17 protein-coding genes are annotated in these 17,706 nt (G+C 68.1%); 3 read left to right on the top strand and 14 right to left on the bottom strand.

Annotated elements, in window-relative coordinates; translation table 11 throughout:
- Positions 1 to 128 precede the first annotated feature (128 nt).
- Genes ACWDUD_RS29890 through ACWDUD_RS29870 form a run of 5 tightly spaced genes read right to left on the bottom strand, consistent with a single transcriptional unit; the run spans position 129 to position 6,101 of the window.
- Complete coding sequence (locus ACWDUD_RS29890) at positions 129 to 1,421, bottom strand: acyl-CoA dehydrogenase family protein (RefSeq protein ID WP_068157576.1); 1,293 nt, start codon at positions 1,419 to 1,421, stop codon at positions 129 to 131.
- Between the two features lie 42 nt (positions 1,422 to 1,463).
- Positions 1,464 to 2,228, bottom strand: coding sequence for an SDR family NAD(P)-dependent oxidoreductase (locus tag ACWDUD_RS29885; protein ID WP_068157580.1), 765 nt, complete (start codon positions 2,226 to 2,228; stop codon positions 1,464 to 1,466).
- Positions 2,197 to 3,342: an NADP-dependent oxidoreductase gene (locus tag ACWDUD_RS29880; protein ID WP_450111678.1), complete on the bottom strand. Its 1,146-nt coding sequence runs from the start codon at positions 3,340 to 3,342 to the stop codon at positions 2,197 to 2,199. Before ACWDUD_RS29880 ends, ACWDUD_RS29885 begins: the two co-directional genes overlap by 32 nt.
- A 48-nt stretch (positions 3,343 to 3,390) precedes the next feature.
- Positions 3,391 to 4,569: a thiolase family protein gene (locus ACWDUD_RS29875; protein ID WP_450111677.1), complete on the bottom strand. Its 1,179-nt coding sequence runs from the start codon at positions 4,567 to 4,569 to the stop codon at positions 3,391 to 3,393.
- Between the two features lie 38 nt (positions 4,570 to 4,607).
- On the bottom strand, positions 4,608 to 6,101 hold the full coding sequence (locus ACWDUD_RS29870) for an AMP-binding protein (protein ID WP_450111676.1): 1,494 nt from the start codon (positions 6,099 to 6,101) through the stop codon (positions 4,608 to 4,610).
- A gap of 252 nt (positions 6,102 to 6,353) precedes the next feature.
- Here ACWDUD_RS29870 and ACWDUD_RS29865 point away from each other — a divergent pair, with 252 nt between their 5' ends.
- Both ACWDUD_RS29865 and ACWDUD_RS29860 read left to right on the top strand, forming a co-directional pair.
- On the top strand, positions 6,354 to 7,400 hold the full coding sequence (locus tag ACWDUD_RS29865) for a phosphotransferase family protein (protein WP_450111675.1): 1,047 nt from the start codon (positions 6,354 to 6,356) through the stop codon (positions 7,398 to 7,400).
- Positions 7,401 to 7,426: 26 nt separating this feature from the next.
- The gene (locus ACWDUD_RS29860) at positions 7,427 to 8,341 is read left to right on the top strand and encodes an enoyl-CoA hydratase (RefSeq protein ID WP_068157592.1); all 915 of its coding nucleotides are present in this window, start codon (positions 7,427 to 7,429) and stop codon (positions 8,339 to 8,341) included.
- Between the two features lie 61 nt (positions 8,342 to 8,402).
- Here the strand turns inward: ACWDUD_RS29860 and dctP are convergent, their stop codons facing one another.
- From dctP to ACWDUD_RS29830, 6 genes are all read right to left on the bottom strand, one after another.
- Positions 8,403 to 9,671 (bottom strand): TRAP transporter substrate-binding protein DctP, encoded by a 1,269-nt coding sequence (gene dctP, locus ACWDUD_RS29855; RefSeq protein ID WP_450111674.1) that lies wholly within the window; start codon positions 9,669 to 9,671, stop codon positions 8,403 to 8,405.
- Between the two features lie 50 nt (positions 9,672 to 9,721).
- Positions 9,722 to 10,738 carry an LLM class flavin-dependent oxidoreductase gene (locus ACWDUD_RS29850; RefSeq protein ID WP_450111673.1) on the bottom strand — a complete coding sequence of 339 codons (1,017 nt, stop codon included), beginning with the start codon at positions 10,736 to 10,738 and terminating at the stop codon, positions 9,722 to 9,724.
- A complete protein-coding gene (locus ACWDUD_RS29845) occupies positions 10,735 to 11,202 on the bottom strand; it encodes a Zn-ribbon domain-containing OB-fold protein (protein WP_450111672.1) in 468 nt (155 codons plus the stop codon). Before ACWDUD_RS29845 ends, ACWDUD_RS29850 begins: the two co-directional genes overlap by 4 nt.
- A 4-nt stretch (positions 11,203 to 11,206) precedes the next feature.
- The gene (locus tag ACWDUD_RS29840) at positions 11,207 to 12,361 is read right to left on the bottom strand and encodes a thiolase family protein (protein ID WP_450111671.1); all 1,155 of its coding nucleotides are present in this window, start codon (positions 12,359 to 12,361) and stop codon (positions 11,207 to 11,209) included.
- Complete coding sequence (locus ACWDUD_RS29835) at positions 12,340 to 13,137, bottom strand: SDR family NAD(P)-dependent oxidoreductase (protein WP_450111670.1); 798 nt, start codon at positions 13,135 to 13,137, stop codon at positions 12,340 to 12,342. Before ACWDUD_RS29835 ends, ACWDUD_RS29840 begins: the two co-directional genes overlap by 22 nt.
- Positions 13,138 to 13,210: 73 nt before the next feature.
- Positions 13,211 to 14,062: an SDR family oxidoreductase gene (locus ACWDUD_RS29830; RefSeq protein ID WP_450111669.1), complete on the bottom strand. Its 852-nt coding sequence runs from the start codon at positions 14,060 to 14,062 to the stop codon at positions 13,211 to 13,213.
- A gap of 116 nt (positions 14,063 to 14,178) precedes the next feature.
- On the opposite strand from ACWDUD_RS29830, the gene ACWDUD_RS29825 reads away from it, so the two are divergent.
- Complete coding sequence (locus ACWDUD_RS29825; RefSeq protein ID WP_450111668.1) at positions 14,179 to 14,646, top strand: nuclear transport factor 2 family protein; 468 nt, start codon at positions 14,179 to 14,181, stop codon at positions 14,644 to 14,646.
- A gap of 65 nt (positions 14,647 to 14,711) precedes the next feature.
- On the opposite strand, the gene ACWDUD_RS29820 is transcribed toward ACWDUD_RS29825, so the two are convergent.
- The 3 genes from ACWDUD_RS29820 to ACWDUD_RS29810 are packed head-to-tail and all read right to left on the bottom strand — an operon-like array spanning position 14,712 to position 17,422.
- The gene (locus tag ACWDUD_RS29820) at positions 14,712 to 14,882 is read right to left on the bottom strand and encodes a ferredoxin (protein WP_450111667.1); all 171 of its coding nucleotides are present in this window, start codon (positions 14,880 to 14,882) and stop codon (positions 14,712 to 14,714) included.
- Between the two features lie 31 nt (positions 14,883 to 14,913).
- Positions 14,914 to 16,110 carry a cytochrome P450 gene (locus ACWDUD_RS29815; protein ID WP_450111666.1) on the bottom strand — a complete coding sequence of 399 codons (1,197 nt, stop codon included), beginning with the start codon at positions 16,108 to 16,110 and terminating at the stop codon, positions 14,914 to 14,916.
- 28 nt (positions 16,111 to 16,138) lie between these two features.
- Positions 16,139 to 17,422: a C4-dicarboxylate ABC transporter substrate-binding protein gene (locus ACWDUD_RS29810; protein WP_450111665.1), complete on the bottom strand. Its 1,284-nt coding sequence runs from the start codon at positions 17,420 to 17,422 to the stop codon at positions 16,139 to 16,141.
- Positions 17,423 to 17,706 lie beyond the last annotated feature (284 nt).

The raw sequence follows: 17,706 nt of genomic DNA, 5'->3' as shown, positions 1-17,706 counted from the left end.
TGCAACCCCCCACCCCGGCGGCTCGGCCGCGCGCGACCGGTCGCGCGCGGCTGTCTCCTGGCTATGTAACCGAATCGAACGGGCCCCGGAGCTTTCCGCTCCGGGGCCCGTGTCGCGCGTCGGGCGACTCAGTTCTCGAGTCCGGCGAGCTGCGCAGCGAACTTCTTGCGCGCCAGTTCCTCGAGCGCCGGACCGTGGTAGCTCGGGAACAGTCCGTCGTGCGGCTCGGCGTCACGCAGGAGCTGACGTGCCAGGCTCACCTTGTGGATCTCGGTGGCACCGTCGGCCAGTCCCATGTGGTAGCTCTCGAACAGCCACTTGCCCAGCGGCAGTTCCTTGGACACACCGAGCGAACCGTGTAGTTGCACCGCCCGCGAGGTGACGTCGAGCAGCACCTTGGGCATGGCGGCCTTCACCGCGGCGATGTCCCTGATGACCTTGCGGTAGTCCTTGTACCGGTCGATGCGCCAGGCCGTGCGCAGCACGAGCAGACGGAACTGCTCGATCTGCAGCCACGAATCGGCGATCATCTCCTGCACCAGTTGCTGGTCACCGAGCCGCTTGCCGCGGGTGGTCCGCGACGACGCCCGCTCGAGCATCATGTCCAGCGAGGCACGCACGAGCCCGACCGTCCGCATCGCGTGGTGGATGCGGCCGCCGCCGAGACGGGTCTGGGCGACCTCGAAGCCCTGCCCGACTTCACCGAGGATGTGGTCCTTGGGGATACGCACGTCCGTCCAGCGGGTGTAGGCGTGCGTGCCGACCTCGTAGTCGTGGCCCCAGACACCGGTGTTCCGGACGATCTCCACTCCGGGGGTGTCGGCCGGGACGATGAACTGGGACAGCCGGCGGTGCGGCTCGGCGTCCGGGTCCGTCACCGCCATGATGATGTAGAACGACGCGAAGCGCGCGTTGCTGCCGAACCATTTCTCGCCGTTGATGACCCATTCGTCGCCGTCGAGGACCGCGGTGGTCTCGAATTCGACCGGGTTCGAACCGCCTTGCGGCTCGGTCATCGCGTAGCACGAGACGATCTCGTTCTCGATGAGCGGCTTCAGGTACCGCTCCTTGAGTTCGGGGGTGCCGTAGTGCGCGAGGATTTCGGTGTTGCCCGAGTCCGGTGCCTGTGCGCCGAAGACGATGGGACCCGAGTGGGTGCGTCCGACGATCTCGTTGAGCAGCGCGAGCTTGAGCTGACCGAAACCCTGGCCGCCCAGTTCGGGACCGAGGTGGGTGGCCCAGAGCCCTTGTTCGCGCACCTTGTCCTGGAGCGGCGGGATCAGCTTCTGCCGCAGCGGATCCTGCAGATCCCACGCGTGGGTGATCACCTGGTCCACGGGCTCGACCTCGGTGGTCACGAATTCCTCGGCCCAGTCGAGCACCTTCTGGTACTCGGGGTCGGTTTCGAATCCCCAGCTCATCTGCGGTTACCTTTCTCGAAAAGTCGTGCAGGTCGTGACTGTTCAGCGCATCGCCGTGCGGCCGCCGTCGACCGGGATGATCGCGCCGGTGGTGAAGGTCGAGCCCGGTCCGGCCAGGTACAGGGCCGCCCCGACGATCTCGTCGGGATTGCCGGCGCGTTCGAGCGGCAGCGCGTGGAAGCGTTCCGCGACGACGTCCATGTCCCAGGACTTGCTGATGTCGGTGAGGAACGGTCCGGCCATGATGGCGTTGATCCGCACCGTCGGTCCGTATTCCTGCGCGAAGCCCTTGGTCAGAATGTTCAGTCCCGCCTTGGCGGCCGCATAGGGCAGGTCCACGGTGGTGGGGCGCTCGGAGGCGATCGAGCTGATGTTGATCACGGTGCCTCCGCCTGCCGCGACCATCCTCGGTGCGACGAGGGTCGTCAGCCGGAACGCGCTCTTGAGGTTGACATCGAACACCTTGTCCCACAGTGCTTCGGAGATGTTCCCGAGCGAGTCGTACAGCGGTGACATACCTGCATTGTTCACGAGGATGTCGATCCTGCCGAACTCCGCATAGGTCCGCTCGACGAGTCCGTCCAGTGCATCCCAGTCACCGACGTGGCAGGCCACAGGCAGTGCCCGGCGCCCGGTGGTCTCGACGACCTCGGCGGCGAGTTTCTCGCAACTGTCGATCTTGCGGCTGACGATGACGGTGTCGGCACCCGCCCGTGCGAACGCCAGCACCATCTCGCGCCCCAGACCGCGGCTGCCGCCGGTGACGAGCGCGACCTTACCTTCCAGCGGAAGTGCCTGATCGGTCATCTTGTACCTCCTTCTCGGGCGAGATGCTCCCGCCGTGTTCACGTGCGCTGCCGTCGGCCACGAGGGGAACAACGGCCTTCCCCGTCGCGGTACCGCCGAGCATGCCGAGGAACGCGTCCCAGGCCCCCGCGACACCACCGGCGAATTCCGTATGGACGGGCCGGATCGCGCCCATCCGGATCCACGTCGCCATCTGCGACTCGAAGTCGTCGCGGGCGTCGAGATGGTCGCGGAGGAGGAATCCTTCCATCCGCGCGCGACGCCAGATCAGTTTGATCAGGTTGCTCGGCCCCGGCTGCGGAGCGTCCGCGTTGTAGATGCTGATCATCCCGCACAGCGCGATCCGCGCATGGTCGTTGATCACCCGGATGGCGGCCTCGAGGTGGTCGCCTCCGACGTTGTCGAAGTACACGTCCAGGCCGCTCGCGCCGACCTGGGCGAGCGCGTCCCGGAGCAGGTCCGTCACACGCCCCTCATGGTAGTCGAACGCCACATCTGCGCCCAGTTCCCGTGCCAGAGCGACCTTTTCGGCGGATCCGGCACTCGCAATCACGGTTGCCCCGCGCAGTTTCGCGATCTGGACGACGGTGGATCCGACCGCGCCGGCAGCCGAGGAGACGAATACGACATCGCCCGTCTCGATACGGGCGATCCGCTCCGCACCGATCCACGCCGTCATCCCGGGGATGCCCAGCAATCCGAGATGCGCGACCGGTGGCAGGTCGTCGTGAGCGACGATCCGGCACTCCGATGCGGGGACCAGGGCGTGCTCGCGCCAGCCGCGATCGTGCAGCACGAGCGCGCCGACCGGCACGGTGTCGTCGGCCGACGCGGTGACCCGGCCGACCGTGGGAGCGAGCATCGGCTCACCGATCGGATACGGCTCCGCGTACGTCGCCTCGCCGCCCATCCGGCCGCGCATGTACGGCTCGACCGACATGACCAGGTTCTCGACCCGCACGTGACCTGTGCCGGGAGCACCGACCACGACGTCGACGAGCTCGACGTCGGTGGTCTTCGGGCGGCCCTTGGGCCGTGACCGCAACAGCCACTCGCGACCGGCCACGGTGGTGGCAGTCGTGAGCGGGGCGCAGCCGATGTCGTTCGTCTCCACTGCTCGATTCCTCACTGCCGGTGTCGGATAGTAGTGCAGGGCACTCACTCACATTCGTTCGACGAGAAGCGCATTCGCCATCCCGCCGTGTTCGCACATGGTCTGCAGGCCGTAGCGTCCGCCGGTGCGTTCGAGCCTGCCGACCAATGTGGTGAGCAACCGGACGCCCGACGCGCCGATGGCATGCCCGAGCGCGATCGCACCACCGTCCGGGTTGACCCGTCCCGGGTCGGCGGCGAATTCACGGGACCACGCGAGCGGGACCGACGCGAACGCCTCGTTGACCTCGTACGCGTCGATCTCGTCGATCCGCAGCCCGGTACGGTCGAGGATCTTGCGGGTGGCGGGGATCGGGGCGGTGAGCATCATCAACGGGTCGTCGCCGGCGACGGCGAAGTCCACGAAGCGTGCACGGGGCGCGAGCCCGAGTTCGACGGCCTTGTCCTCGGACATGATCAGCGCGGCCGAAGCCGCATCGGTGAGCGGCGACGAGTTGCCCGGCGTGATCATCCAGTCCAGGCCGGGGAAACGGGCGTCGGCGGCGTCACTGCGGAAGGACGGGCGCAGACCGCCGAGGCTCTCGAGCGTCGTGGACGGGCGGACCGTCTCGTCCGTGACGTGCGGTCCGTTCGGGGTGGAAACGGGCACGATCTCCCGATCGAAGTGCCCGTCCGCGGCTGCCGCTGCCGCTCGCCGATGCGAGTCGTAGGCGTAGGCATCGACATCGTCGCGAGTGAGCTTCCAGTGCTGCGCAACGAGTTCGGCGGCGAGTCCTTGACCGATCCAGCCCTCCGGGTAGCGCGCACCGAGCGCGGTGCCGACCAGGTCCGCACCGATCGGCGCGGTTCCCATCGGAACTCGGCTCATCGATTCGACGCCGCACGCGATCACGATGTCGTACGCGCCGGCCTGCACGCCCTGTGCCGCGAAGTGCACGGCCTGCTGGCTCGAACCGCAGGCGCGGGTGACGGTGGTGGCGGGCACGGATTCGGGCAGGCCGGCCGCGAGGGCGGCGGACCGGGTGATGTTGCCGGCCTGTTCCGAGGCCTGGCTCACGCAGCCGCCGACGACGTCGTCGACGAGCGCCGGGTCGAAGTCGTTGCGCGCCATCAGTCCCCGGAGCACATCGGCGAGCAGGTCGATCGGGTGCACGCCGGACAGTGCACCACCGGCCTTGCCGCGGCCGGATCCGGATCGCACGAGGTCGACGATCACGGCTGTTCGCATGTGGTTCTCCGATCGGAAGACTTCGGAATTGTGGGGTTTCAGGCAGACTCGGGCAGCGTGAGTCTCGAGACCAGGTCGCGACGCACGAGCTTGCCCGTGGGTGTCTTGGGGAGTTCGTCGACGAACACGACGTCGTCGGGGGTGCGCGAGCCGCGCAGGCGCTCGCGGCACCACGCACGCACGGCTTCGGGATCGGCGTGATCGTCGCGGGCGGGCACGATGACGGCGCAGATCCGTTCGCCCCACTCGTCGTCGGGGAGGCCGATCACCGCGACCTCGCGCACGTCGTCGTGGCGGACCAGGACGTCCTCGATCTCGGCGGGTGCGACGTTCTCGCCACCTCGGATGATGGTGTCGTCGGCGCGGCCCCCGATGTAGAGGAATCCGTCCTCGATCCGGGCGCGGTCGCGGGTGGGAAACCAGCCGTCGGCGTCGAGGGCGGATCCCTTGCCCATGTATTCGCCGCTGACCTGGGCGCCGCGAACCCACAGCAGGCCGGTCTCGCCGTCGGCGAGCACGGTCACGTCGTCCTCGTCGCGGATCTGGGCCTCCATCCCGGGCACGATCCGGCCGACCGACGACAGGCGCCCGCGCAGTGCCGGATCGGCGAGCGCCTCGCGGTGGTCGTCGGGTCCGAGTACCGCGATGGTGGAGCTGGTCTCGGTCAGTCCGTAGGCGTTGACGAATCCGGTGTCGGGGAACGCCACGAGCGCCTTCTCGAGGACGGGCTGCGGCATCCGGGCACCTCCGTACGCGAGCGACGCGAGGGCCGGGGTGCCGGCGGGGGCACCGTCGAGGTGCTCGACGACGCGGGCGAGCATGGTGGGTACGACCATCGCGCTGGTGACGCCTTCGGTGCGGACGAGCTCGAGCCACGACTGCGGCGTGAAGTCCGGCAGGTACACCATTCGGCGGCCCGCGTAGACGTTGCTCAGCACCGCTCCCATTCCGGCGATGTGGTACGGCGGCGTACTCACGAGCGTGGCGTGTTCCGCGGTGGCCGAACCGAATTCGACGGTGTTGAAGAGATACGACGTGAGGTGGTGATGTCGCAGCAGCACGCCCTTGGGTGCGGAGGTGGTGCCCGAGGTGAACAGCACGACGGCGGTCGCGTCGTCGGGGGTGGGTTCGCACTCGGCCGGTTCTGCCGCGCCTGCGGCTTCGAGGAACTGCTCGCCGGGCAGGACGGTGTCGGCCGCGCCGGTGAGCTTGTCGAGGTAGGCGGGGTCCGCGACGATCAGCGGCCGGTCGAGCTGCGCGACGAGGTCGCGGAGCTGATCGGTCGCGAGGCGGTAGTTCAGCGGTGCGATGGGGATCCCCGCGCGGGCGGCCGAGAAGGTGAGGACGGGCAGGATCGGACCGTTGACACCGACGAAGACCACGTGGCGGGCGCCGTGCTCGCGCAGCACCGTCGCGCCCCGCGCGGTCGTGTCCACGAGCTGCTGATAGGTCGTGCCCGAGTCGCGGCGGCCGATCGCGATCCGATCGGGCTCGACCGAGGCCGCCATGTCCAGAACCATTTCGATACCCATTGCACCACCTGGAGAAGAACGATCGCGTCAGTTCGAGAGCGTGGTCGCGAGGGCGCTCACGCCTGCGCACGATTCGAATCGTCGAGGGGACGAGTCACCGTGCGCTTCCCTCGAACTGTAACAACGATGCGACTCAATGTGAAGCAAATCATGACAATAGTTGCCACCAATGTGTACAGTGCCGTCAGCGAGTGTCGCGGATCACTGCGCCGCGCACCGCCCGGCCGACGAACGTAGACAGAAGGTAGCCCGATGAACGATCGGAACATGGTGGACATCGACGTGCTGACGTCCTGGCTGGACCACAACGACGTGGGCGACGGGCCGGTCACCGATGTGCTCCCCCTGACCGGCGGAACCCAGAACATCCTGGTCCGATTCACCCGTGCCGGGCAGAGCTACGTGTTCCGGCGGCCGCCGCTGCACAAGCGCAGCGACAGCGACGAGACGATGCGGCGTGAGGCACACGTCCTGCGCGCCCTCGCCGGCAGCGATGTCCCGCACCCTCGCCTGGTCGCCTCGTGCGAGGACCTCGACGTCATGGGATGCTTCTTCTTCGTCATGGAATCCGTCGACGGATTCACCGCCACCACCGAGATACCCGAGCCGCACGTGTCGTCGCCGCAGCTGCAGCACGCCATGGGGCTGTCGATGGTCGACGCGGTCGCCGCTCTCGGACGTCTCGACCCGGTTCGACTCGGCGCCGACCAGGTTGCCCGCGCCGACGGGTGGATCGAGCGCCAGGTGGGCCGGTGGCGCAGGCAACTCGAGTCGTACCACGACCTCGACGGCTGGTCGGGTCCCGACCTGAACGGCGTGGAGGAAATCGGAGCGTGGCTGGATGCGAACCGGCCGGCCGAATGGTCCAAGGGAATCATCCACGGCGACTACCACTTCGGGAACGCGATGTTCCGGCGCGACACCGCGGAGGTGGCCGCCGTCGTCGACTGGGAACTCGCGACCGTCGGCGACCCACTGCTCGACCTCGGTCACCTGCTGGCGACCTGGCCGAACCCCGACGAGACCCGCACGGTCGGGCTCGCACACCGGATCGACGGCCTGCCCGGCCGCGACGAACTGATCGCACGCTACGGCAGCATCTCGGGCCGCGACATGACCGGATTCGACTGGTACCAGGTCCTCGCGTGCTACCGGCTCGCGATCATCCTCGAGGGAACGCACGCCCGAGCATGCGCCGGCAAAGCGGATGCCGCGCTCGGACAGCGCTTCCACGGTGTCTCCCAATCACTTCTCGATCAGGCGCTCGCGCTCGTCTCGATCTCCACGCAGTCCGTCTGAACCCGCCGCAGAAAGGCTCGACCCGCATGACCGATCCCCGCACCGCCACCGAATACAAGTACCTGCAGTACGAGACCCACGACGAGGGCACCATCGCCCGCATCGTCCTCGACCGCGTGAAGTACCGCAATGCCCAGAACCGGGGCCTGCTCGTCGAACTCGACGAGGCGTTCGCGCGTGCCGAGGCCGACGACACCGTCCGCGTCGTGATCCTCGCCGGCAACGGACCGGTGTTCTCCTCCGGCCACGACCTCGGCAGCCCCGACTATCTCGCAGAGCGAGGCCCCGGCCCGGACCAGCACTGGTCCTACACGTGCACCGGCGGCACCAAGGACGCGGTCGAATCCCGATTCCACCAGGAGTGGCACTACTTCTACGACAACACCCGCCGTTGGCGGAACCTGCGCAAGATCACCGTCGCCGAGGTCCACGGCAACGTCTTCTCCGCCGCGCTCATGCTCACCTGGGCATGCGATCTGATCGTCGCCGCCGAGGGCACCCAGTTCGCCGATGTCGTCGCCACCCGCCTGGGCATGTGCGGCGTCGAGTACTTCGGCCACCCCTGGGAGTTCGGTCCGCGCAAGGCGAAGGAGCTGCTGCTGACCGGCGACAGCCTCGATGCCGAGGACGCACGCGCACTCGGCATGGTCAGCAAGGTCTTCCCCGCGGACACCCTGACCGAGAACACGCTCGCGTTCGCCCGCCGTATCGCGCAGGTCCCGTCGATGGCGGCCCTGCTGGTCAAGGAATCGGTCAACCAGAGCCAGGACGCCATGGGCTTCTCCTCCGCTCTCGACGCGTGTTTCACCATCCACCAGCTCAACCACGCCCAGTGGACGCACCTGTCCGGCGGCAAGACCGTGGTGGGCACTCCCGAACTGGGCCTGCCCGACTGGAAGACCGCTCCCCCGATCACCCGGGCGGACCCGCACCGGCCCTGATCGCACCCACGGGACGGGCCGGAAAGCCATCGGCTTTCCGGCCCGTTTCGCCGTGTACAGGTCAGGACGGACGATGGTCGAGCAGCACCTCGTCGAACAGGGTGTCGACGAACGCGGTCACGTCCAGCTTCTCCGGCGAATACCACTGCGCGAATCCCGCATAGTCCACCGCGTTCTCGTATCCGAGGCCGGTCACCGTCGACTTCCACTGCTCGGCGGACTGCCGGGAACGTTCGACGAACTCCGCTCCACCCGGGGCATTCTCCTCGAGATCGGCGAGGATGACCTCGTTCTGCGCGCGCAGCGCGTCCCGCGCGTCGTCGGCGAAACCACCTGCGGTGCCGCCACGCTCGGCAATCGTCGCGGATGCGGCGACCGTGCCCTCCCAGATCTTGTTCAGGCTGCCCTCGACGAACACGTCGAGCCGGTCCCAGAGCAGCTGCTGCGCGACCAGCGGCAGCGCGTCCCAGGTGCTCGCGCTCATCGCGAGCGCACCCGAGGTGTTGGCGAAACCGGCGTCGGCGTCGATCACCGCGTTCGGTGCGATGTCCATGATTCCCGCGATCATTCCGGCCGTCAGTGTCGTTGCGGCGCAGGCCGCGACACCGCGCTGCAGGCTCTCGAAGTACTCGGTGTAGCCGATGGACACCGGATTCGCGCCGAGCGCGGACACCTGACCGCCGAGCGTCGCCGATCCGGATGCGATGGACTGGCCCTTCAGATCGTTCAGGGTTGCCCGCTGCTGCGAACAGATCAGCGCGATCGAACCGGAGTTGAACGAGGGCAGCAGCATCTTCAGCCCGTGGTCCTCGAATTCGGCCACGATCTCCGGGGTGTCGAACGCCACGTCGACCGGCCAGGCGTTGGAGGACAGGCTGCCGACGATCACGCTGTTGTCCGACAGCACGCTCGCGGTGTTCAGCGCCGCGGTCGCGGGATACTCCTTCGGCTCGTACGGTGCCATCACCTGCGCGATGTCGAGCCGGCCGTCCTCGATCGCATTGTCGGCGTCCGTCGGGGCCGCGACTCCGTTGGAGTACACGATGTCGAACGTGACTTTGCCGCCCGACCATTCGGAGACCGCGCCGGCGTAGTTCTCGATGTGCTGGCCACCGGAGGCCCCCTTCGCGGCCGGGGACTGGACGTGCAGCACGATCGGTTCCACGTCCTCGAACGCAGCCCGGTAGTCCTCCATGCTCGCGCCGTGGTCGACGCCGGCTCCGCCGGACTGTGCACCGCCCGCGGACTGCGCGCACGAGGCGAGGATCAATGCCGCCGCGGTCGCGGCGGCCACCGCCGCCGCACCCCGTGCCGTTGTCCGTGATGTCATTGCTGTTCCTTCCGGTTGTCGTCCCCGACCGTATTTCGGCGTTCCTCGGTTCAGTTCGCCGTGGGCACCGTCAATCCCCTGCGTCCCAGCTCGGGCAGGACCTTCGCCGCGAACAATTCGAGGCTGCGCCAGCCGACCTCCGGGGCGAGACCACCCATGAGCGGCTGGAACATCAGTTCCGAGTCGTCACCGCGTTCGACTGCGAATTCGACGCACTGCTCCGGAGTGACGACGACGAACTGCGACTGTCGCTTCAGTTCGTCGAGGGTCTCGACGAACGGGTAGCCGGTCGTACCGACGCCGCGCTCCTTCGCCCACTGCGCATTCGCGTTCGTCGTGTACATCAGGTGCGGGGCGAGGACCGGCCAGTCCCGCTCCGGATCGTCGGTGACGTGGAGGAACAGCGGTCCGGCCGACGCCGGGCGCGGGGGAATCGGAAGACCGAGCCGTTCGCGTTCGGCATCGTAGAGCGCATACAGCCGCTCCTTCTCGGATCCGGCCGGCATGTAGTTGTCGCCCAGGCGCGCCGCGCGCAGTGCCGACGCATCCGCCGATCCGCCGATGTAGATCGGCGGACGGTCCGGTCCCACCGGCGTCGGGCGTACCCGCACCGTCGTGCCCCGGAACTCGAAGGGCTCACCGGTCCACGCTTTGTCGAGGGTGTCGACGATCTCCTCGAGGATCCTGACCCGGCGCTTCATCGGGACGTCGAACATCGCGAATTCGTCGGGCCGGTAACCGATCCCCATCGTCATCTCGACGCGACCGCCACCGCCCACGAGGTCGAGAGTGGCCAGGTCCTCGGCCAGACGCAACGGGTGGTGCAGAACTGCGACGAGCGCCGAGAAGTGCACGTGGATGCGCTCGGTGCGCCCGAGCATCGCGGCGCCGAGAATCATCGGGGACGCGCAGTATCCGTCCTCGGCGCCGTGATGCTCGGCCAGGTAGATCGTGTCGAATCCGGCCGTGTCGGCCCAGCCGGCTTGTTCCACCGCTGCGAGATACAGTTCGGGGGCTGGTGCCCCGACCGCGGGGGCACGCATGTCGTATCGGAGCGAAAATCTCATGTCTGTGCGCTTTCTCGTGTGATCCGCTCCTGCGCGATCGTGAAGGTCGGCAGGGTGTGGGTGGGCAGGACGGTCGGCGACAGCACCACCGGCTGCCCGATCACGGGATCGTCGGCGCCGGGGCCGACCAGGTTGGTGACGAGCCGGACACCGGGCGCGTCGTCGATGTCGACCAGCGCGACGACGTACGGCACCGGCGAGCCGGACGGCAGGAACGCGCGGTGGACGCGGCTGAAGGTGTGGATCACACCGGTCCCCGAGACCGGGTGCCACTGCGGCTCGGAGGCGGTGCCGCACGGGCACGCCGGACCCGGATACCAGTGCCAGCGTCCACAGTCCGGGCAACGCGGGAAGGCGAGTTCACCGCGAGCGGTCGCGTCCCAGAACGGCTGCAGTTCGGCCGGGCCCGTCGGTGGTGCGTAGTCCGGTACCCCGGCGTGCGTTTCGGTGGGTGTGTCGGTCACGGTGTCACCGGTCCTCGGTCAGGATCAGGGTCGAGTGCTCGCCGCCGGCGAGCGCCGCGACCAGGGCGGTGGCCGCACCCTCGACCTGTGCCGCACCCCGGGTGCCGCGCAGTTGCCGGACGGCTTCGATCACGTGGACGATGCCGGGAATGTACGCGTAGGCGAGGTGCCCACCGTGAGTGTTCACGGGCAACCGGCCGCCGGGACGCGTGGGACCGGCGTCGTGGAATGCGAAGGCCTCCCCCTTGCCACAGAACCCGAGATCCTCGAACTGGATGGCCTGGGAGATCGAGAAACAGTCGTAGATCTCGGCGACGTCGATGTCCGCCGGACCCAGTCCCGCCTCGGCGAAGGCGCGCGGACCCGACACCGCGGAGCCGAACGAGCACAGGTCCTCGTTCTGACTGAAGAACGACGTCATCGGGGGACCCACCGCGACGGTGGACGACCCGGCGACGACGACCGGCGCGCCCGGCAGATCCCGGGCCCGCTCGACCGTGGTGACGACGACTGCGCCGGCACCGTCGGTGATCAGACAGCAGTCGGCCGCGCGCAGGGGCTCGGCGATCATCGGGGATTCGAGATACTGCCGAGCACTCAACGGTGCCGGCCGCTGGGCGCCCGGTGTCAGCGACGCCCACGCCCGGTTGGACACCGCGACCGAGCCCAGGTCGTCGGGATCGACGCCGTAGATGTGGCAATACCGTTGCGCCCACGCCGCGAAGTACACCGGCTGCCCGTACCAGCCGAAGGGCATCTCGTAGCTCGCCTTGACCGGGTCCTGAGCGTGGAATCCGTAGGGTCCACCGGGTTTCGACCCGGCATAGCCGTAGTACACGAGCACGGTCGTCGCCCGTCCCGATTCGACTGCTGAGCGGGCGATCTCGACTGCAGCGAGCGGCCCGGCGCCTGCCGGGATGCCCGGCGCGCCGGTGAACGTGCGCGTGACACCCAGCGCTGCGCAGACGTCGTCGGCACCGGGATGGGCGGCCGCAGCCACAATGCCGTCGACGTCGGCGGGCGCGATTCCCGCGTCGGCGAGGGCGGCCCGGCACGCGTCGGTCACCAGATGCGCGATCGGCCGGTCGAGGGACCGTCCGAAAGCGGACTCGCCGACGCCTGCGATCGCGGCCGGCGTCATGCGCGCAGCCCGCGCCACGCCGTCGTCCCGCCGTCGACGGGTACGACGATGCCGGTGAGGAACGAGGCGTCGTCGGATGCCAGGAACGCGACGACCTTCGCGATCTCGCTGCTCGTCCCGAAACGCGGGATGAGGTGGGCACCGACCATCGAACGCTGCCGGGTCTCGCGGATCTCGGGGCTCTGCGCGGCGTCGAGGTACGCCTCGCTCATGGGAGTGGCGATGGATCCCGGCGCGAATGCGTTGACTCGGACGTCCGGGGACAGCGCGATCGCGGCGGTGCGGGTCAGCTGGATGACCGCGGCCTTGCTCGACGGGTACGCGGTGCTCACGTAGCCGACCATGCCGGCGACCGAGGCGGCGTTGATCACCGACGGTCCGCGCCCGGAGGCCCGCAGATGGGGTGCGGCGAGCTTGGTGGCCAGCCACACCGACTTGACATTGATGGCGTACACCTTGTCCCACACGTCCTCGGGGAGTTCCTCGAACGTCGTGTTCTCGGTGAACGCGTTCTCCATGACACCCGCATTGTTGACGAGCGTGTCGAGGCCGCCACCGGCTTCGACGGCCGTCTCGATCATCTCGGCGACCTGCGCGCTGTCGGCGAGGTCCACGCCGATCGCACGGGCCCGCACACCGAGGGCCTCGATCTCCGCGACCGCGTCGGCGGCGCCGTCGACGTTGCGGTCGGCGACGCTCACGAACTCGGCGCCCTGACGGGCCGCCTCGACGGCGATTTCGCGCCCCATGCCCTGCGCGGCACCGGTCACCAGAATTCTCTTACCCGTCAACATGCGTGGAACTTCCTCTCCGTCGGTGGACGCCGACGCTGTGTCACCGTCGGCCGATGCCGACGTGGTGTGTCGGTCACGCCCGGCCGGGCGAGACGGTGATGCGTCCGGCTTCGAGCAGCGTCATCGGCCGCTCGTACCGTCCGGTGGTGTAGGGCGAGGCACCCGATATTCCGGTCATGCCGGCGTCGACCGGCAGCGTCACGCCGGTCACATAGGCCGCGGCGTCGCTCGCGAGGTACAGGACACCCGCCGCGACGTCTCCCGGGGTCAGCGGGCGGTCCATGAGTGCGCTCGCGCCGAGCGCGGCGTTCGCTCCGGCGAGGTCGCCGGCGTCACCGGCCACGACGGTCGCGGTCATCGGTGAGACGACCGCGCCCGGCACGATGGTGTTGACCCGGATGTTGTACGGCCTCAGTTCCGCGGCAACGGATTTCGACAGCCCGATCACCGCGGACTTGGCGGCGCTGTACACGTGGGGTCCCACCCCGCCGAGGAGACCGGCGGGGCTGGAGGTCGAGATGATGACGCCCGATCGGTTCGGCTTCATCACGCGGGCAGCATGTTTGAGCCCGCACAGCACGCCCCGCAGGTTCACCGCGAGGGTCAGGTCGGCGTCCGCCAGCGGAGTGCGGTCGATGGGGCCGAGCGTGCCCATCACTCCGGCGTTGTTGAACATCAGGTCGAGTCGGCCGAAGTCTGCGACGGCCCGGTCGACGGCGGCCGCGACGTCGTCCTCGACGGTGACGTCGGTGTGCGCGAATCGGCTTCGCTCGCCGAGTTCGTCGCACAGGGCGCGACCCGGTTCGTCCTGCAGGTCCGCGACGACGACCGATGCACCTTCGGCGTGCAGGGCGCGGACCACCGCTTCCCCGATTCCGCTCGCGCCTCCGGTCACCACCGCGACGCGGCCTTCGAACCGTCCCATGATCGCTACTCCTCGCCTCGATCGGGGAACTCCCCGAGGGTCAGATCACTTATAATTGTGAACATAATCTATGTCACAATTTGTCGGAGGACAACCGAACCGGCGATGGAGGAACCGTGAACCCGGAAGACCGACTGCTGGAGACGATCACCGCGCTCGGCGCACGGATCGACGCCCTGGAGGCCGAACGCGCCGCATCCGGCCTGATGCACCGCTACGCCGCGGCACTCGACGAGCCCGACCCGGACGAGCTCGCACGACTGTTCACCGCCGACGGCACCCTCGACACGACCCGCGCCTCCTACCGCGGACACGACGAGATCGCCGGGTTCTTCCGAGCCGCCCGCGCGGCCGACGACTCCGACAAGCGGCACTTCCTGTGCCAGCCCGACGTGCGGTCCACCGGCGACGGCCGGGTCGCACTGGACTGCTACTTCTCCTACATCGCACGCGGCACCGACTCGGCGCTGGGCTGGGGCACCTACGGGGCGGTGTGCCGCGTCGAATCCGGTGTCGCCGCGTTCGACTCGCTGCGCATCGCCGTCCACCACGGCACCGACCTCGGACGCGGCTGGCGGCGCTGAATCGGGAAGAGCCGGTGCGGGAGCGGTCGAACATCCGCCCCCGCACCGATGCCTGTGCCGGAGACTCAGGATTGCGTGAAGGTGATCGCGTATTCGGGGCACGCCCCGGCCGCGTCCTGCGCCTGCCCGGTCAGCTCCGCCGGGACATCGAGATCCTGCCCGGCCTCGGCGACGAAGCCCTGCTCGTCGTCGGACAGCAGATCCGGCGCGACCGCGTAACAGCGGCCGTGGCCCATGCACTTTCCTTGCGCGATAGACAGTGTCATCTCAGACATCCCATTCCAGTTCGAGGTCCTTGAGGGTCAGCTGCGAGCCCCTCTCGATCAGCTCGGCACCTTCCTTGATCCGGTAGTGCGGGATCACCTTGTGCCATTCCTCGAGCACCACCGCGAGTTCGAGCCGGGCCAGGTGCATGCCGAGGCAGCGGTGCGGTCCGGCGCCGAACGCCAGGTGCTGGTTCAGTCCCGGCCGTCCCAGGACGAAGCGGTCCGGGTCCTCGTACTTTCGCGGATCGCGGTTGGCCGAACCGATTCCGAGCCAGATCACGTCTTTGGGCGCCATCTCGAGGCCGCGGAATTCGTCGGCCTCCTGCACTTCGCGGCCGGCCTGGATCACCAGCGGATACATGCGGATGAACTCTTCGACGGCGTCGCGGGTCCGTTCCGGCTCCTCGATGAGCATCGCCCGGTCCGCGTCGTTGCGGGCGAGGTGCGCGAAGATGTATCCGAGCGCCGAGCGTGTCGTGTCGAGACCGGCGAGCATGATCGACAGGCAGGTGGTGAGAATCGTGTCGTTCGACAGCGGTTCGCCGTCGAGTTCGGCCTGAACGAGCCGAGTGACCATGTCCTCCGCCGGATCACGCGGATTCGCCCGGCGCTCGTCGACCGCCTCCTGGAAATACGCGAGGATTTTCGCCTTCGGTACCGCGGCGCCGTCCAGGTCTCCCTGGAGCATGCATCCGAACATCTCTTCGGTCCAGGGCAGGAAGAAGTCGCCGTCCTCGACCGGCAACCCCATCAGGATCAGGAACAGATCCGTCGGGTAACGGATCGCGAACTCGGCGACGAAGTTGCAGTGACCCTGCGGCGCGAGTTCCTCGAGCAGTTCGACGCAGCGCGAGTGAGCAAGATCCTCCATGCGGCGCACCGCCGCCGGTGAGAAGAACGGATTGAGGATGCGGCGGAACTTCTGGTGCTCCTCACCGTTGAGATCCTGCGGAAGCAGCTCGACCGTGCTACCGGGGAACAGCGCGGTACGGACCGAAGTCGTCCAGTTGGTGTGGTTCTGGAATCCCGCCAGTACGTCCTCGTACCGGGTGAGCATCCAGAATCCGCGTTCGGTGGTGTCGTTGAAGTGGAACCGCTCCGCCTCACGCTCGCGGTCGAGAAGCGCGTAGTGGCCGTAGATCTCGCTTTCGCGGGTGTAGTCGGTGTGACTGACGGGACATCCCGATCGGGGCGTCATCGCTTTACTCCTTGTTCCGTGGTGGCGGTCAGGACGGACGGTGGGGAAGGAAGATCGTCTCGTAGACCTTCGTGCTGTAGTCGCTCAGATCGACGGACTCCGGCGTGTACCAGGCGGCGAAGTCGTCGTACGAGACGTCCTCGTAGCCGAGATCACCGATGACCGACTCCCATTCGGCGGTCGCGCTGCCGATGCGCTCGACGAACGCGTCGCCGTCCTCGAACGCGGGGTTGGTGCGTTGTGCATCGAGAAGCTTCGTGTTCTCCGCGTCGAGTGCGGCCCGCGCGTCGTCTGCGTACGGACGAACCGAGCCACCGGCCGCCAGTACGGCTTTCATTCCTTCTGCGGTGTTGGGCAGGATCTTGTCCTCGATGTTGGACTCGAGATACACGGTGAGGCTGTCCCACAGCAACTGCTGCGCCACCAGGGGCAGCGAATCCCATGCCTGACTGCTCATCGCCATGCCACCCCACCCGACCGCGACGCCGGCGTCGGGGTCGATGACCACCTGCGGGGTCTGGCCGAGGAAGCCGCCGAGCATGCCGACGGTGAAGGACGTGACGGAGCAGTCCGCGATACCGCGCTGCAGCGCCTCGAACAGCTCCGTGTAGGCGATCGACACGGGGTTCGCGCCGAGCGCCGACACCTCGGCGGTGATCGAACGGCCCGATGCCGTGACCTGCGCCCCGTGCAGAGCCGCGAGATCGCGTCGATCCTTGGCGCAGAAGAGCCCGTTGGATCCCGAATTGTATTCGGGAAGAAGAAGTTTCATACCTTTGTCCTCGTACTCGGCGAGGATCTCGGGCGTCTCGAACGCGACCTGGTTGGCCCAGGCGTTGGACTGCAGCGCCCCGTGCAGGGGTGTCTGGACGGACACGAAGCTCGAGTCGGTCAGCGCGGTGCTGGCAGGATATTCGGCGGGCTCGTACTGCGGAATGATGTGTCCCAGGTCCAGACGGCCGTCGACCAGCGCATTGTCGATCTCGGCCGGCGGCGCCACCGCATTCGAGTAGGCCACGTCGAAGGTGATCTTGCCGCCGGACCATTCGGTCACGGTGTCGAGGTACTTCTCGACGGGCACTCCCGTGGGCGACCCCTTGGGCGCGGGCGACTGTGTGTGCAGGACAATCGGTTCGACGTCGGCGAACGCGGCGACGTAGTCCTCCTTGGTGGCGCCGTAGGCGAGCCCGTCCCCGCCCTCAGCGCCGGTGGCGGAGGACGACTCGGCGCATCCTGCCAATACCGCCCCGGCGAGACACATTGCGGCGACTGCGCCGACAGTCCTCGGCCACGCGTTCCGCGAAGTTGACATGCACTGCTCTCCGTTCCTCGGGAATCCCTGGAGCACATCACAGAGTCGTGATCCAAATCACGATTATCATGCGCATGATAAAAGAGATTGTCAACAGTTGACCGGGGAAAAGGTCCGCAACACAACAGAACTGGGACGATGCCCGGAACACGGAACGGCGGGGGGGCCGGTGAGGTGGGCCCCCCCGACGGGGGAAGCGGAGTGGGAGAAACGGGGAGGGGGGGGGTGCCCCCCCCCGACGGGGTAGGGAGAGCGGGGGGGGGGGGGAGGGGGGTAAGCGGCGG

The sequence above is a fragment of the Rhodococcus sp. NPDC003382 genome (genome assembly GCF_053589135.1).
Note: the sequence above shows the minus strand (reverse complement) of the source record. Positions and strands in the feature narration are given on the sequence as shown.